This is a genomic window from Pseudanabaena sp. CCNP1317, from assembly GCF_034931345.1.
GTDB lineage: Bacteria > Cyanobacteriota > Cyanobacteriia > Pseudanabaenales > Pseudanabaenaceae > Pseudanabaena > Pseudanabaena galeata.
Window position 1 is genome coordinate 45,596 of the sequence record NZ_JAYGIF010000101.1, and the last position, 13,065, is coordinate 58,660.

17 protein-coding genes and 2 pseudogenes are annotated in these 13,065 nt (G+C 41.9%); 13 read left to right on the forward strand and 6 right to left on the reverse strand.

Annotation, left to right across the window (positions count from 1 at the left end; genetic code table 11):
* Positions 1–415 precede the first annotated feature (415 nt).
* The 3 genes from VB775_RS18155 (at position 416) to VB775_RS18165 (ending at position 6,042) form a co-directional block, all read left to right on the forward strand.
* Entirely contained in the window at positions 416–1,120 is a 705-nt protein-coding gene (locus VB775_RS18155; RefSeq protein ID WP_323216900.1) for a peptidylprolyl isomerase, read from the forward strand.
* A 234-nt stretch (positions 1,121–1,354) separates the two neighbouring features.
* Complete coding sequence (locus VB775_RS18160; RefSeq protein WP_281006174.1) at positions 1,355–4,303, forward strand: peptidase domain-containing ABC transporter; 2,949 nt, start codon at positions 1,355–1,357, stop codon at positions 4,301–4,303.
* Between the two features lie 191 nt (positions 4,304–4,494).
* Positions 4,495–6,042 carry an HlyD family efflux transporter periplasmic adaptor subunit gene (locus VB775_RS18165; RefSeq protein WP_281006173.1) on the forward strand — a complete coding sequence of 516 codons (1,548 nt, stop codon included), beginning with the start codon at positions 4,495–4,497 and terminating at the stop codon, positions 6,040–6,042.
* An 89-nt stretch (positions 6,043–6,131) separates the two neighbouring features.
* Here the strand turns inward: VB775_RS18165 and VB775_RS18170 are convergent, their stop codons facing one another.
* Positions 6,132–6,431 (reverse strand): HNH endonuclease, encoded by a 300-nt coding sequence (locus VB775_RS18170; RefSeq protein WP_281006172.1) that lies wholly within the window; start codon positions 6,429–6,431, stop codon positions 6,132–6,134.
* Positions 6,432–6,698: 267 nt separating this feature from the next.
* Here VB775_RS18170 and VB775_RS18175 point away from each other — a divergent pair, with 267 nt between their 5' ends.
* The 6 genes and pseudogenes from VB775_RS18175 to VB775_RS18200 all read left to right on the forward strand — a co-directional run bounded on the left by VB775_RS18175 (position 6,699) and on the right by VB775_RS18200 (position 9,231).
* Positions 6,699–7,022, forward strand: a complete 324-nt coding sequence (locus VB775_RS18175) for a helix-turn-helix domain-containing protein (RefSeq protein WP_281006171.1) — start codon at positions 6,699–6,701, stop codon at positions 7,020–7,022.
* Positions 7,023–7,124: 102 nt separating this feature from the next.
* Positions 7,125–7,572, forward strand: a pseudogene (locus VB775_RS26545) (type II toxin-antitoxin system antitoxin SocA domain-containing protein).
* Positions 7,573–7,797: 225 nt separating this feature from the next.
* On the forward strand, positions 7,798–8,124 hold the full coding sequence (locus VB775_RS18185) for a DUF433 domain-containing protein (RefSeq protein ID WP_281006169.1): 327 nt from the start codon (positions 7,798–7,800) through the stop codon (positions 8,122–8,124).
* A 3-nt stretch (positions 8,125–8,127) separates the two neighbouring features.
* Positions 8,128–8,469, forward strand: a complete 342-nt coding sequence (locus VB775_RS18190; protein ID WP_281006168.1) for a DUF5615 family PIN-like protein — start codon at positions 8,128–8,130, stop codon at positions 8,467–8,469.
* Between the two features lie 127 nt (positions 8,470–8,596).
* A complete protein-coding gene (locus VB775_RS18195) occupies positions 8,597–8,818 on the forward strand; it encodes a hypothetical protein (RefSeq protein WP_281006167.1) in 222 nt (73 codons plus the stop codon).
* The gene (locus VB775_RS18200; RefSeq protein ID WP_281006166.1) at positions 8,818–9,231 is read left to right on the forward strand and encodes a PIN domain-containing protein; all 414 of its coding nucleotides are present in this window, start codon (positions 8,818–8,820) and stop codon (positions 9,229–9,231) included. The genes VB775_RS18195 and VB775_RS18200 overlap by 1 nt, the downstream gene beginning before the upstream one ends.
* 69 nt (positions 9,232–9,300) lie before the next feature.
* Here the strand turns inward: VB775_RS18200 and VB775_RS18205 are convergent, their stop codons facing one another.
* From VB775_RS18205 to VB775_RS18220, 4 genes are all read right to left on the reverse strand, one after another.
* Positions 9,301–9,642, reverse strand: coding sequence for a DUF5615 family PIN-like protein (locus tag VB775_RS18205; RefSeq protein ID WP_281006165.1), 342 nt, complete (start codon positions 9,640–9,642; stop codon positions 9,301–9,303).
* Positions 9,643–9,645: 3 nt separating this feature from the next.
* Positions 9,646–9,975 carry a DUF433 domain-containing protein gene (locus VB775_RS18210; protein WP_281006164.1) on the reverse strand — a complete coding sequence of 110 codons (330 nt, stop codon included), beginning with the start codon at positions 9,973–9,975 and terminating at the stop codon, positions 9,646–9,648.
* Positions 9,976–10,078: 103 nt separating this feature from the next.
* Positions 10,079–10,450, reverse strand: a complete 372-nt coding sequence (locus tag VB775_RS18215) for a type II toxin-antitoxin system PemK/MazF family toxin (RefSeq protein WP_407072996.1) — start codon at positions 10,448–10,450, stop codon at positions 10,079–10,081.
* Positions 10,429–10,671, reverse strand: a complete 243-nt coding sequence (locus VB775_RS18220; protein ID WP_103670259.1) for a ribbon-helix-helix domain-containing protein — start codon at positions 10,669–10,671, stop codon at positions 10,429–10,431. Before VB775_RS18220 ends, VB775_RS18215 begins: the two co-directional genes overlap by 22 nt.
* A 134-nt stretch (positions 10,672–10,805) precedes the next feature.
* Here VB775_RS18220 and VB775_RS18225 point away from each other — a divergent pair, with 134 nt between their 5' ends.
* The 4 genes from VB775_RS18225 (at position 10,806) to VB775_RS18240 (ending at position 12,972) form a co-directional block, all read left to right on the forward strand.
* Positions 10,806–11,129: a helix-turn-helix domain-containing protein gene (locus VB775_RS18225; protein WP_281006162.1), complete on the forward strand. Its 324-nt coding sequence runs from the start codon at positions 10,806–10,808 to the stop codon at positions 11,127–11,129.
* Between the two features lie 102 nt (positions 11,130–11,231).
* Positions 11,232–11,792 carry a Panacea domain-containing protein gene (locus VB775_RS18230; protein ID WP_281006161.1) on the forward strand — a complete coding sequence of 187 codons (561 nt, stop codon included), beginning with the start codon at positions 11,232–11,234 and terminating at the stop codon, positions 11,790–11,792.
* A 121-nt stretch (positions 11,793–11,913) separates the two neighbouring features.
* A complete protein-coding gene (locus VB775_RS18235; RefSeq protein ID WP_281006160.1) occupies positions 11,914–12,192 on the forward strand; it encodes a hypothetical protein in 279 nt (92 codons plus the stop codon).
* A gap of 363 nt (positions 12,193–12,555) precedes the next feature.
* On the forward strand, positions 12,556–12,972 hold the full coding sequence (locus tag VB775_RS18240) for a hypothetical protein (protein ID WP_281006159.1): 417 nt from the start codon (positions 12,556–12,558) through the stop codon (positions 12,970–12,972).
* Here the strand turns inward: VB775_RS18240 and VB775_RS26550 are convergent.
* Positions 12,946–13,065 (reverse strand): annotated as a pseudogene (locus VB775_RS26550) (IS30 family transposase); the annotation flags it as partial. The gene VB775_RS18240 and the pseudogene VB775_RS26550 overlap by 27 nt on opposite strands.

Below are 13,065 nucleotides of genomic sequence, written 5' to 3' on the forward strand. Positions count from 1 at the left end.
CCCTAGAGAAGCAAACTATAGAGTTAATCAAGATGCGACTGTCCTGAAATATATATAGCGATCCTAAATGGGTTGTGAGAGTGCGCCCCGAAGGGGCGCACTCTCATAACCCTTCAAATCTTACAAATCATTTAGGATCGCTATATATAAATTAACGTGAGTTCGATATAGCCATTTGCGGCGTGCGAAGCACGCCGCAAATGGCGAAAAAAGGTAAGAATCGCTTAGCGATTCTTACCTTTTTTCGCTTTCGTCGAACTGACGTTAAATTAATATTGTTTTCACTCAAAGTCCAAATAAAATAAAGGCGGCTCTTTGCGCCGCCTTTATTTTATTTGGACTGTCATGTTCAAACCACTACAGCATTGAGGGGTTGAATTGTGATATTTGTCTCTAAGAAATTATGGTGGGTTACTTGGCTACTGACAATCTCAAAATTGAGGAAGGAAATTTTGGGGAGCTTTTAGCGATTTATCGCTTGTTACCAAATTTTAAGCGAGAACTAGCGATCGATCGCGCGATCGCGGCTATTACCCTTGAACCCGAAGAAATTAATCTGGCTCTGCAACAATTTCAGCAGCGCTATAAGTTAGTTTCGCAAGAAGCTATTCAAAATTATTGTCAGGCTTATAGTCTTACTGACGAGCAACTAAAGGCGATCGCCCTACGTGAGTTTAAGGTCGAAAAATTTAAGCATCAGACTTGGGCAAATCGTCTCGAATCAACTTTTCTAAATCGTAGAACCAGCTTAGATCGCGTGATCTATTCGCTGATTCGCCATAAAAATCCTGAGATCTTGCAAGAACTATTTTTTCGGATTCAAGATGGTGAACAGACTTTTGCAGAGATTGCAGCTCAATATTCTCAGGGTGTAGAAGCGCAAACAGGTGGCATGATTGGACCACTATTGCTTAATAAACTGCCTCCCGCGATCGCGGAAAGATTGCGGCATAGTCTTCCCCAGCAAGTCCATCCACCTTTTCCTTTAGAAGAATGGTTTGTGATTTTACGACTAGAAAAGTTTGTGCCTGCTCAGTTTGACGATCAGACAACTCAACTGCTTCTCAACCAACTTTTTGAAGAGCTTTTACAAGAAGAAAATTCGCCGAAAAAATCCTGATGATGATTAAGAACCCATTTAAGAATTACTTTCTGCGGTCAAAAGTTCTAAGAGATCCCCCTCAATCCCCCTTAAAAAGGGGGAAGAATTTGAATTCTCCCCCCTTTTTAAGGGGGGCTGGGGGGGATCTAGACAATTCTTAAATGATTTCTAAACATCCTTATATTTCTCTTTGAAAATCATTATTTTTACAACCCTGTTTTTGCTCCTTAAGCTCCTTATAAGTTAACGACTATGTTTGCCAACAGTAATGCTATCCAAGATCTCATTGAGCGTATCCCCCTATTCCAAAATCTTGAGCTCTTGATCGTCAAAGAAATAAGCGATCGCCTTCAGCCCTTGCGCTATCGGATGGGACAGTTGATACTGCGTCGAGAGACTATGCCAGCGCAAGTATTATTTCTATGGGAAGGGCAAGCAAGGCTATTGGCTCAAATACCAAAGGCGACATCACCTAGGACTCTAGAAACCCTCAAAACTGGCGCGGCAATCGGATGGGCGAGTTTGATCCGTGATTTGCCCTGCGAAACGGCGATCGCTTCTGTTGAAAGTACTTTTTTATCCTTAGATGCCACAGATTTTTTACAACTTTGCGATCGCTATCCTACTTTTAAGAAGGCTTTTATCTCCCAAGTTTCACCAGCAGAAGTATTTGATCTATTTGCGATCGAGATGGATCGCCGTGCTCAGTCTCCTAAAGATTTTATAGAGCAGGCTCGTAATGCATGGCAAGATGCGCGAGTTCTGACTTTACCTGAGGGGAAAAATTCAATTCCGCCGCTTGATCCTGATTTTGTGTGGCTCGTTAGCGGTGGACAAAATATCACAATTCCTTTGGGAACAAGAGTTGAACCAAATCGCACTGTTTTTGAGATTCCAGAGTCTAGCTATTTGCGTTTAATTGGCTTGCGCGATGATTTTGCCGTTGCTACGGAAATAGTGACCGAATTACCAGCCCATCCTACCGCCTTCGATATTCCCTATGCTCCTGATTTGCCGACTGTTAGCGATCGCGGCGATCATAAGCCTCAAGACTATCCATATATCTATGGGCGTGGTCCCATTGATGCTTCAGTGGCTTGTTTTGAGATGTTAGCTAAATATTGGAGTATGCCCTTTAATCGACATGTGATCAAACGAGCGATCGTTAGTCAATATGATCGTTCTCAAAGCATCTCTTTGCAGTTATGCGGCATGATCGCTGAGCTAATGGGACTAAATGGACAGTTGGTAACGATTCCTGCGAGTGCCATTAGTCAGGTTCCCACGCCAGCTTTATTACCTTGGCAAGATACCTTTGCGGTGCTTTACAAAACTAGCGATCGCGAACAGGTACTAGGTATTCCTGAACAGGGAATTGTCTTTAAGAAAACTGCTCAATTTGCCGATCTTTGGGGCGAATCGGGACAGATTCTGCTAATTCTACCGACTAAGGATACTCCCCAGCAAAAATTTGGTCTATCTTGGTTTTTGCCATCCCTCAAGCGTTATCGCAATCCCTTAATTACCGTTTTGGTTGCCTCCTTCTTTGTGCAGTTATTGGGACTGGCAAATCCTCTGATCACCCAAGTAATTATTGATAAAGTAATTCTGCAAAATTCTCTGCCATCTTTAAATATTCTAGGCATCCTGCTCTTAACGATCGCTTTCTTTGAAGCCTTAATTACTGCACTGCGAACCTACTTGTTTGTAAATACAACTAATCGCATTGACTTAACCCTCGGTTCCGAAACCATTGATCATCTGGTCAGATTACCTTTGCGCTATTTTGAGAAGCGATCGGTGGGGGAACTATCGAGCCGTATCGGTGAACTGGAAAATATTCGTCAATTTTTGACAGGAACAGCCCTTACCGTTGTTCTTGATGCGGTATTTTCCTTCGTCTATATCGTGGTGATGATTTGCTATAGCTGGCTCTTGACTTTGGTAGCATTGGGAACCGTACCATTGTTTGCACTACTGACCTTTATCGTTGCCCCGATCGTCAGGACGCAGCTTCGCAGTAAAGCTGAACGTAATGCTGCAACTCAGTCCTATTTAGTGGAAGTTGTTTCAGGTATTCAGACTGTTAAGGCGCAAAGTATCGAGTTGCAGTCACGGTGGGAATGGCAACGTCGTTATGCCCGCTATGTTTCCGATGGATTTAAGACTGTCGTAACTTCCACAACTGCGGGTTCCATGAGTCAGTTTTTAAATCAGTTCTCTAACCTATTTCTGCTATGGGTTGGCGCTTTCTTGGTTCTAGATGGCAAGCTATCTCTAGGACAGCTAATCGCGTTTCGGATTATTGCGGGTTATACGACATCGCCTCTTTTACGTTTGATTCAACTTTGGCAAAACTTCCAAGAAACCGCCCTTTCATTGGAACGCCTCAGCGATATTATTAATCATCCCCAAGAACAAGAAGAAGCAGGTCGGCGCAATATTCCAATGCCTGCAATTAAAGGAGCAGTGCGCTATGAGAATGTTAATTTCCGTTTTAATCCCAATGGACCTTTGCAGCTAAATAACGTTAATTTAGATGTTCCTCATGGTCAATTTGTCGGCGTTGTCGGTACTAGTGGAGCGGGTAAAAGTACCCTGACTAAGTTAATGTCGCGGCTCTATGAACCTGAGGCTGGTCGAATTTTTATCGATGAGTATGATATTGGCAAAGTAGAGCTTTATTCATTGCGGCGACAGATAGGTGTCGTTTTGCAAGATACCTTGCTATTTGATGGCACGGTGCAGCAAAACATTGCGTTGACCAATCCTGATGCTACGCCCGATGAGATTGTGGCTGCCGCACAAACTGCTTGCGCCCATGACTTCATTATGCAACTCCCTCAAGGTTACGAGTCACGGGTAGGGGAGCGGGGAGCTTCTCTTTCTGGTGGACAAAGACAAAGGATTGCGATCGCTCGTACTATTCTGCAAAAACCGCAATTACTGATTCTTGATGAAGCGACTAGCGCTCTTGATTACAATACTGAGCGTCAGGTCTGTCTAAATCTTGCTGAGGAGTTTCGCGGACGCACGGTTTTCTTTATTACCCATCGCCTTGCTACGATCCATAGTGCTGACTTGATTTTGTTGATGGACAAAGGAAGGGTTGCTGAACAGGGAACTCATTTAGAGTTAATGGCTTTGCAAGATCGCTATTTCTGTTTATATCGCCAACAAGAAGCAGCAGGTGATTCTTAAAACCCATTTAAGAATTACTTTCTGGAGCTAAAAGCTCTAAGAGATCCCCCTCAATCCCCCTTAAAAAGGGGGAAGAAGAAAATTCTCCCCCCTCTTTTTAAGGGGGGCTGGGGGGGGATCTAAAGCAATTCTTAACAGGCTCAAGTCCAATCATCACTTAAGACCAACCATAAAATAAAGGTAAAAAGATCATGACAAATAATAACGGCAATCAACCAACTCCAAAATTAGCAAAGATCTCTCCCGAAGATATAGTCTCCAATGATGTTCTGGAGAAACCTACTAGCGCGATCGTCAAAAAAAGTAATTTCGATCAACCCCTAGCCTTAAGCCAGTCACCTAAATGGATTCCTGCGATTTTATGGACATTAGTTGGCTCAGTGACGGTGGCAATTATTTGGGCTTCCGTCGCAAAAATCGAAGAATCAATCCCTGCTCAGGGTAAACTCGAACCACAGGGAGCAGTTAAGGAAGTACGTATTCCTGCTAATGGTGTACTTAAGGAAGTATTGATTAAAGATGGACAGAAAGTCAAAGAAGGCGAAGTACTATTGCGAATTGATGAAACTGTAGCGAAGTCTCAGCTTGAATCATTGCAAAAATTACGCAAAAATCTCCAGCAAGAAAATCAGTTTTATCGCGAAGTCCTTAATGGGAAAACTTCAGGAATTGATGGAGCAACAGTGAGTGCTGTCCCTGTAGAATTTTTTGCCCTAGCTCGAAATCGCGAAGCCTTAATGACAGAAATGGAACTGTATCGGATGCAGGTTAATGGGAGTGGTGCAAATTTAACAGGCGATCAGCAGGATCGTCTCATCGCTTCAAGAGCAGAACTAGACTCTCGATCGCAAGCTGCTGAAGCAAGTATTGCTCAATCGCTCGAACAGTTAAATCAAACTCGGATTAACCGCGCTAGCAAAGCAAACACCTTGGCGATCGATACCAAAATTCTTGGCGATCTGGAAGCTGCTGTTAAAGAAGGAGCGATTTCCCGTGTCCAATACCTCAAACAACAACAACAGGTAATCGCTTTGGAGTCAGAAATTCAGCAGTTGTCACTGGAAGAGCAGCGAATTCAGTCAGCGATCGCAGAGGGACAAGCGCGACTGAATAATACCTTTGACATTACCCGCAAGGAATTGACTAGCCAAATTGCCGACAATACAAAACGTATTGCCGAAATCGATAGTCAATTTACCAAAGCCCTAGTGGACAATACTAAGAGACTTGCAGAAATAGAAGGTCAAATCCAGCAAGCAGAAGTGATCCTCAAAAACCAAGAGCTCCGCGCACCAGCATCTGGCACAGTATTTGACCTGAAAGCAGGGCTGGGATATGTAGCAAACCCGAATGCTGGAGAAGTTGTCTTAAAAATCGTGCCAGATGAGATGCTCATAGTGAAGGTGTTTATTGGCAATCAAGACATTGGTTTTGTGAAAGAAGGAATGGCGGTAGATGTCAGAATTGACTCTTTCCCTTTCACCGAGTTTGGCGATGTGAAAGGCAAATTAATCTCGATTGGTTCCGATGCTTTACCCCCTGATCAAGCCAATCCGACCTATCGATTTCCTGCAAAGGTGCAGCTTGAGAAGCAATACCTAGAGACGAATGGACGCAAAATTAATTTGCAGTCAGGCATGTCTCTAACTGCAAATATCAAAATCCGCGATCGCACGGTCATGAGCCTATTCACAGATTTCTTTGTCACAAATACCGAAAAACTTAAATTTGTCAGATAAAAGTACTTGAGAAGTTTGATTTTTCAAATACCCTGACTGCTGACGGCAGTGATTGTTCTTGCAGACACTGAGTTTTGCACAGTCAAGTTTTAAAATGCAGTCTGAGCAAAGGCTTGGCGAGTGGTTGTGGTCATACGAGGATTAAAAAATGGAGTTAACTGCTTTATCTCAGGATCGATGGAAACGAGGTCAGTACCTTTGAAACGATTGCAGCAAGGGCAAGCTAAAGCTAGATTTTCGTCTTCGGTAATGCCATCGTGCTTTTCAGCAATGATATGTTCTATTTCAAAAGTAAAGAATGAAGCTGCTTGAGGATATTGACAATACTCGCACTGTTCTTCAGCGCGTTGGGTGACTAGCCGACGCAGGGGAACTGATACGTAGCTCATGCTGATTTCTGTAATTGCCTATATGCATGGGCTTTAGATAATCTTACCCAATGCTCTAAGAGCAAGTAGCGATCGAGTTCAGATTCTTCAGTTTTTCACCGAGGCGATCGGGGACTTCTAGGATAATTTGCATTGGCTATGATTTGATGAATGTGAGTTGTGTTTATTGTAGCAAGCTCGTTATGGGCGATCGCCAAATCTATATTTGACTTATTATATAAAATTTTATATAATTCGGTGGCATTTAGGTATATGTAATCCAAAACTATGTCGATCAAGTTTTACGAAAGTCCGTTTCATGCGATCGAGGAGCCTGAAGTTGCTAGTAAGTCGGTTTTGAAGGCTGACTTGACCATCATGATTAGAGACATAATTGATCATAGAGGTTGGACACAAAAGGAATCGGCTGAAAGGTTAGCAGTTACTCAGCCTCGTGTGTCGGACATTGTGAATGGAAAAATTGATAAGTTTACTTTGGATATGCTTTTTTCAATGTTGGATAAGCTCGGATTTAGGACTGAGTTTACTTTTAGCAGTTTAGAAAGTGCTTCTATTAAAATCCAAACAAGAGATTTAGCTAAAGCCGCTTAGGAATATATCCCAGATTTATTTTGAGGTAGGCAATTTTAGGTATTGATTGAAAGGTTCAAGTTTTACAATAGTATTGAAAGCCGTGAGAGCAGGAAACCAGTTATGGCGACTTTATTTCGGTTTCATCCTCAAAAAGCTGTTGAAGCCGCAGCAATGTTTTTAAAGTTGCATGGTAAGCCTATGAAATATCTAGGTTTATTGAAGATGCTTTATATTGCCGATCGCATAGCTTTTTTGGTAGAAGTTTATTTCTGTCCGTGATGTCAACCACAATGTCTATCTGTTAGTCGATCCTAGCACTGACGATCTTTGTGAAGAAGAAGAGGAAATCATCCAAGAGGTTTATCAAACTTTTGGGCATCTTAATCCCTTTGATGTTGCCGAATGGACGCACGATCAACCTGAATGGAAAGATCCCGATGGTTCGCGTATTCCGATTGTGGTTGATGATGTGCTGAGGTTTATGGGCAAGACTATTGAGGAGATTGCGGCGATAAGGCAAGAGGCAGCAAGAGAGGCTTATTTGGATGAGGTTTTGAGTGCGGAATGATTGGTAAGTTTATGTTCATTGGCTGTTAGAAACTATTTAAGAATTGTCTAGATCCCCCCCAGCCCCCCTTAAAAAGCAGGGAGAATTTAATCCTTCCCTTTTTAAGGGGGATTGAGGGGGATCTCTTAGAGCTTTTGACCGCAGAAAGTAATTCTTAAATGGTTTCTTAGATAGGATGTAGAATGGTGAATATAGTTAGCCAAAACATTATGAGGATTTGCATCTGTGATCGTCAAAGAGCTAGAAAAGCAACTTCTTGCCCTCAGACCTAGTGAAAAGGTGCAGGTGATTCAGTTACTTGCTCAAAGTCTTGGTAGCAATTGGCAGGGAATTGAAAAAACACCAAGGGTTTGTGGTGGAGAGGCTTGCATTGTGAATACCAGAATTCCTGTTTGGGTGCTGGTAGAGGCTCGCCGTCTTGGATATAGCGATGTTGATTTGTTAACGAGCTATCCAACGATTACGGCTACGGATTTAGCGAATGCTTGGGTATATGCGGCGGCTCATGCGGATGAGATTGATTTGGTAATTGAACAGAATGAGGCGGATTAGGGGATGGCAAGTTTTTATGCGGATGAGCAGTTTCCCTTTCAAGTTACGGAATTATTGAGAAATTTAGGGCATGATGTTTTGACGGTGCAAGAAGCGGGTAATGCTAATCAACGGATACCTGATGATCTGGTGTTGGCGTTTGCTGTAGGTCAAGAGCGATCAATTTTGACTGTCAATAGAATTGATTTTATCCGCTTGCATCGGCGTGATGATTCACATTGCGGGATTGTTGTTTGTACGAATAATCGTAATTGGGAACAGTTTGCGGCACGGATTGATGAGGCGGTGAGAGCAGAGAAATCGTTGCGGGGGAAGTTGATTCGGGTGGTACGTCCATCTGTTTAAATTAGCGATCGCCTTGTCATCTCATGGTTAAGTGCATAGGCGATCGCTAAATTTTGGCGGAATGCTGGAAGAGACGTAAGACAATTTGTTGCAATCTTATGTAAATTCATTCTATGGCTTAAATGCTATGACTTTTCAGACACTTCACGAACAAGTACTAACGCTTCCCGAAGATGATCGTTGGGAATTAATCGATATCTTAATGAAATCCCTGCGGTCAAAACCTCCATTGGTGAACAGATATAAGGGCATTGCATCAAGTTTAGTGGGTATTGCGAAGACTAATGCGCCTGCACCTACGGATGAAGAGGTTAAATCTATTTTAGAAACAAGGCTCTTGCAGAAGTAATGAAGGTCTTATTTGATACAAATGTTATACTAGATACGGTGTTGGCGCGTGTTCCCTTTATCGAAAATGCTGCTTATCTTTTCGAGGCAGTGGAACTAGGGAAGATTCAAGGGTTTATTTCGGCTATGACTGTTACAGATATTCACTATTTGGTAAAACGTCATACTAAAAGTGCGGAAATAGCGATCGCTACGATCTCGAAGTTATTGATTTTAATGGAAGTTTGTGCGGTAGCTCGTGGGGTAATCCAACAAGCGGTGGATTTGGGGCTATCTGATTTTGAGGATGCTGTGCAGGTTGCGGCGGCAATGAGGGCAGGTTTAAATGCGATCATTACTCGTGATGTTGCGGGTTTTGTTGGTTCTCCAGTTCCGATTATGTCGCCTGATGAAATGGTGAAACAGCTAAGTTAATTCATTGTAGTAAGCTTGTCAAAGGCGATCGCCTTGTCATCTCATAGGTAAGCGTATAGGCGATCGCTCCTACCTTGATGGGCGCACAACTCTAATAAGTTTACCTTGTAGAGATTCTTGAGTAGTGATCGCTTCATTAATTCGAGTTGCCATGCGAGGGCGATCGCTGTCGTTGGTACAGATAATAATTCCCAAATGTTCGGAACTAGCGCGATGTAATTTGATAAAGTCTAGGCGATTGATGGTGACGACTGCCCGATTGTTGCTAATTGCAAAGGCTAATACTTGATCGTCAGGAATGCCTAAGTTTGCATTGCCAGCTTCTTGGACTGTCAAAACGTCATGTCCTATATTCCGAAGTAGTTGGCTGACTAACCGTGGAAATTGCTCGTCTGCATATAGTCGTGCCATTGGTTAGGCTGCCTCGTTATTTGCAAGAATTACGGCAGCAATTTCTTCGGGATAGGCTTCGGCATAAGTCCATGCGTTGACGAGATCGGCGGCGGTGATGTGGGGATAGTCCTGTAGTAGTTGGGCTTCGGTGATGCCAAGTTGTTGGGCTTCGACTAGTAACCAAACTGCTATTCGGGTTCCTGCAATGCAAGCTTCACCACCACAAACACCTGCTGTTTTGGTGATGCCTTTGCCGCTTTTGCTTAAGGTTTTGGTGAGGCGTTGGACGATCACGGCTCGGTCGGCGAGTGATATGTTGAGAAATTGATGTTCGATTTCTTGAATGGTCATGGCGATTTCAGTTGATTAGAACTGTGTTTATTGTAAGCAATCTGGTGAAGGGCGATCGCCTTGTCATCTCATGATTAAGTGGATAGGCGATCGCTAACTAATTCTATAGTTCAATCAATCCTAAACTAATTTGAATTGCATTATCCACATACCCCATGAGGTGATCTGAGACGATACCCATTCTTTTGACTAAGCGTTGTTTATCAATGGAACGAATCTGATTGAGAAGAACTACGGATGTTACGGTTAGCCCACCTTCAGGAGGATTGATTAAAACTTCTGTGGGATATGTCACAGGGTCGAACTGGGATGTGATGGCAGCAACGATGGTGATGGGGCTGTATTGATTGGAAATGTCATTTTGAAGAATGAGGGCAGGTCTAGTTTTTTGAATTTCTGAGCCAATGGTAGGGTCAAAGTTAACCAAATAGATTTCGCCTCTCTTGGGAAATTCTATTTTCCGTTTTGCCATGATTCCTCATCGATATTAAACCAGTCTTGAGTAATCCCTAAGTCTCGATCTGCACGACGCAATGCGCCCTGTTTAAGCTTTTCCCGCAGATTTTTTTTTGCTTCGGCGTTGATGTAGTACTTAACGGCTTGGTCAATGAAGTGACTGCGATCGCCTTTTGGTGCGATGCGATCGAGTAGCTGTAGTGTTTCGTTGGGTAATGTGATGTTAATGCGTTGATACATATATGGGTACACATTGGCTATGTGTATTATGCTAACTCATATTGTTGGCTAAGGGTATAAGCGATCGCTAAATCTATATTTGACTTATTATATAAAATTTTGTATAATTTAGTAGTACTTATATGTAAAAAAATATGGCGATTAAGTCTTACGAAAGTCCGTTTCATGCGATCGAGGAGCCTGAAGTTGCTAGTAAGTCGGTTTTGAAGGCTGACTTGACGATCATGATTAGAGACATAATTGATCATAGAGGTTGGACGCAAAAGGAAGCGGCTGAAAGGTTGGCGGTTACTCAGCCGCGTGTATCTGATATTGTGAATGGAAAAATTGATAAGTTTACTTTGGATATGCTTTTTTCCATGTTAGATAAGCTCGGATTTAGAACTGAGTTTACTTTTAGCAGTTTAGAAAGTGCTTCTATTAAAATCCAAACAAGGGATTTGGCTAAAGCCGCTTAGGAATATATCCCAGATTTATTTTGAGGTAGGTAATTTTAGGTATTCATTGAAAGGTTAAAGTTTTATAATAGTATTGAAAGCCGTAAGAGCAGGAAACCAGTTATGGCGATTTTATTTCGGTTTCATCCTCAAAAAGCTGTTGAAGCCGCAGCAATGTTTTTAAAGTTGCATGGTAAGCCTATGAAATATCTAGGTTTATTGAAGATGCTTTATATTGCCGATCGCATAGCTTTAGAACGTATAGAACAAACAATTACTGGAGATTGTTATTTCTCGATGGATTATGGTCCTGTTCTGAGTGGTGTGTATGATCTGATTAAAGGAAAGTCTGTTGATGGGGCTTTGCCACTTTGGAAACAGTTTATTTCTGTCCGTGATGTCAACCACAATGTCTATCTGTTAGCAGATCCTAGCACTGACGATCTTTGTGAAGAAGAGGAGGAAATTATCCATGAGGTTTACCAAACTTTTGGGCATCTTAATCCTTTTGATGTTGCCGAATGGACGCACGATCTACCTGAATGGAAAGATCCTGATGGTTCGCGTATTCCGATTGTGGTTGATGATGTGCTGAGGTTTATGGGCAAGACTATTGAGGAGATTGCGGCGATAAGGCAAGAAGCGGCAAGAGAGGCTTATTTAGATGAGGTTTTGAGTGCGTAATGACAAGCATCAACGTTAATTTGGGTGATGCTTTTTTGTTAGAGACACCTCCGAACGATCAACATCTTTATATTATATTGCGATCGCTAAAACCTCTGCCGATAAATACTTATTTGTGAATGTGACTACGCGCAGAGCCAAATCTGATCTTAGTTGTATTCTTCAACCTGATACAGAAGGTATTCCCAATTTTGTTAAACGGGAGTCGGTGATAAATTATCTGGATGCTCGTGAGATGGATGTTGAGCAGTTGGCTAGGGTGATCTGTGTGGGTAGCCGTGTACCAAAGTGTCGTTTTTCTCCTGCTGTTCTGTCGCAAATACAGCAAGGTGGGGTAGTTTCCAAACGTTTACCAAAAGTATATAAAAATGCACTTAGGAAGTTTTTAGAAATTTCTTAACATTTTGTCTGATTGTAAGAAGGCGATCGCCTTGTCATCTCATGGTTAAGCGTATAGGCGATCGCTAACTAATTCTATAGTTCAATCAATCCTAAACTAATTTGAATTGCGTTATCCACATATCCCATGAGGTTATCGGAGACTACACCCATTCTTTTGACTAAGCGTTGTTTATCAGTAGTTTTTTATCTGCTATTTTGTCGCAAATATGACAAGGTGAGTTAGTTTCAAAACATTTAGCAAAAGTGTGTAAAAAAGCGCTTAAAATTATGATATCTTTATGAAAAGAGGTTCGTTATCAATCAATTCAGTCGTTAAGTGCGTTTCCGTCGAATATAATTCACTTCAAATCAAGGTAAAAAAATGCTCAAAAGTTTTAAGGTTATCAGAGGAGTTGGTGCTTTTAAAAATTTTGAAAACCCTAAGTCAAAAGTTGAATTTGCTAAAAATACCATTATTTACGCCTTGAATGGTTACGGAAAAACTACTATCGCTGCAATTCTAAAATCTCTTGGTAGTCGTGATTCCACAAAAATCTTAGAACGCAAATCTTTGCAGAATGCGAATGATGCTGTAATTGAACAAGAGATAGTTTTATCTTATGTTAATAGTACTGCCTCCTCTATTTATAAAAATGGATGGAAGCATAATGGAATAGCTTATCCTCCTGAGATTCTAGTTTTTGATCAGCAGTTTGTATATGATAATCTTTTTGTTCAAAGGGTTGAGTCGGGACATAAGCAAAGCGCCAATTCAAGGATGAAATGCAACGGGTTCTGATGAAGCAAAGAATACTTCGTAAGGAGTACGATAGTCAAGTGATTTTCTGGGTCTGTGATTGATCAAATTCACTGCCTTCTGAAAGTCCTCTTC

Bases quoted from the DNA above. Each gene is read 5' to 3' on its own strand.
- VB775_RS18220 (WP_103670259.1), bottom strand. From the start codon at position 10,671: ATGTATCAACGCATTAACATCACATTACCCAACGAAACACTACAGCTA.
- VB775_RS18205 (WP_281006165.1), bottom strand. From the start codon at position 9,642: ATGGCACGACTATATGCAGACGAGCAATTTCCACGGTTAGTCAGCCAA.
- VB775_RS18210 (WP_281006164.1), bottom strand. From the start codon at position 9,975: ATGACCATTCAAGAAATCGAACATCAATTTCTCAACATATCACTCGCC.
- VB775_RS18200 (WP_281006166.1), top strand. From the start codon at position 8,818: ATGAAGGTCTTATTTGATACAAATGTTATACTAGATACGGTGTTGGCG.
- VB775_RS18230 (WP_281006161.1), top strand. From the start codon at position 11,232: ATGGCGATTTTATTTCGGTTTCATCCTCAAAAAGCTGTTGAAGCCGCA.
- VB775_RS18190 (WP_281006168.1), top strand. From the start codon at position 8,128: ATGGCAAGTTTTTATGCGGATGAGCAGTTTCCCTTTCAAGTTACGGAA.
- VB775_RS18165 (WP_281006173.1), top strand. From the start codon at position 4,495: ATGACAAATAATAACGGCAATCAACCAACTCCAAAATTAGCAAAGATC.
- VB775_RS18175 (WP_281006171.1), top strand. From the start codon at position 6,699: ATGTCGATCAAGTTTTACGAAAGTCCGTTTCATGCGATCGAGGAGCCT.
- VB775_RS18225 (WP_281006162.1), top strand. From the start codon at position 10,806: ATGGCGATTAAGTCTTACGAAAGTCCGTTTCATGCGATCGAGGAGCCT.
- VB775_RS18170 (WP_281006172.1), bottom strand. From the start codon at position 6,431: ATGAGCTACGTATCAGTTCCCCTGCGTCGGCTAGTCACCCAACGCGCT.
- VB775_RS18195 (WP_281006167.1), top strand. From the start codon at position 8,597: ATGACTTTTCAGACACTTCACGAACAAGTACTAACGCTTCCCGAAGAT.
- VB775_RS18160 (WP_281006174.1), top strand. From the start codon at position 1,355: ATGTTTGCCAACAGTAATGCTATCCAAGATCTCATTGAGCGTATCCCC.
- VB775_RS18240 (WP_281006159.1), top strand. From the start codon at position 12,556: ATGCTCAAAAGTTTTAAGGTTATCAGAGGAGTTGGTGCTTTTAAAAAT.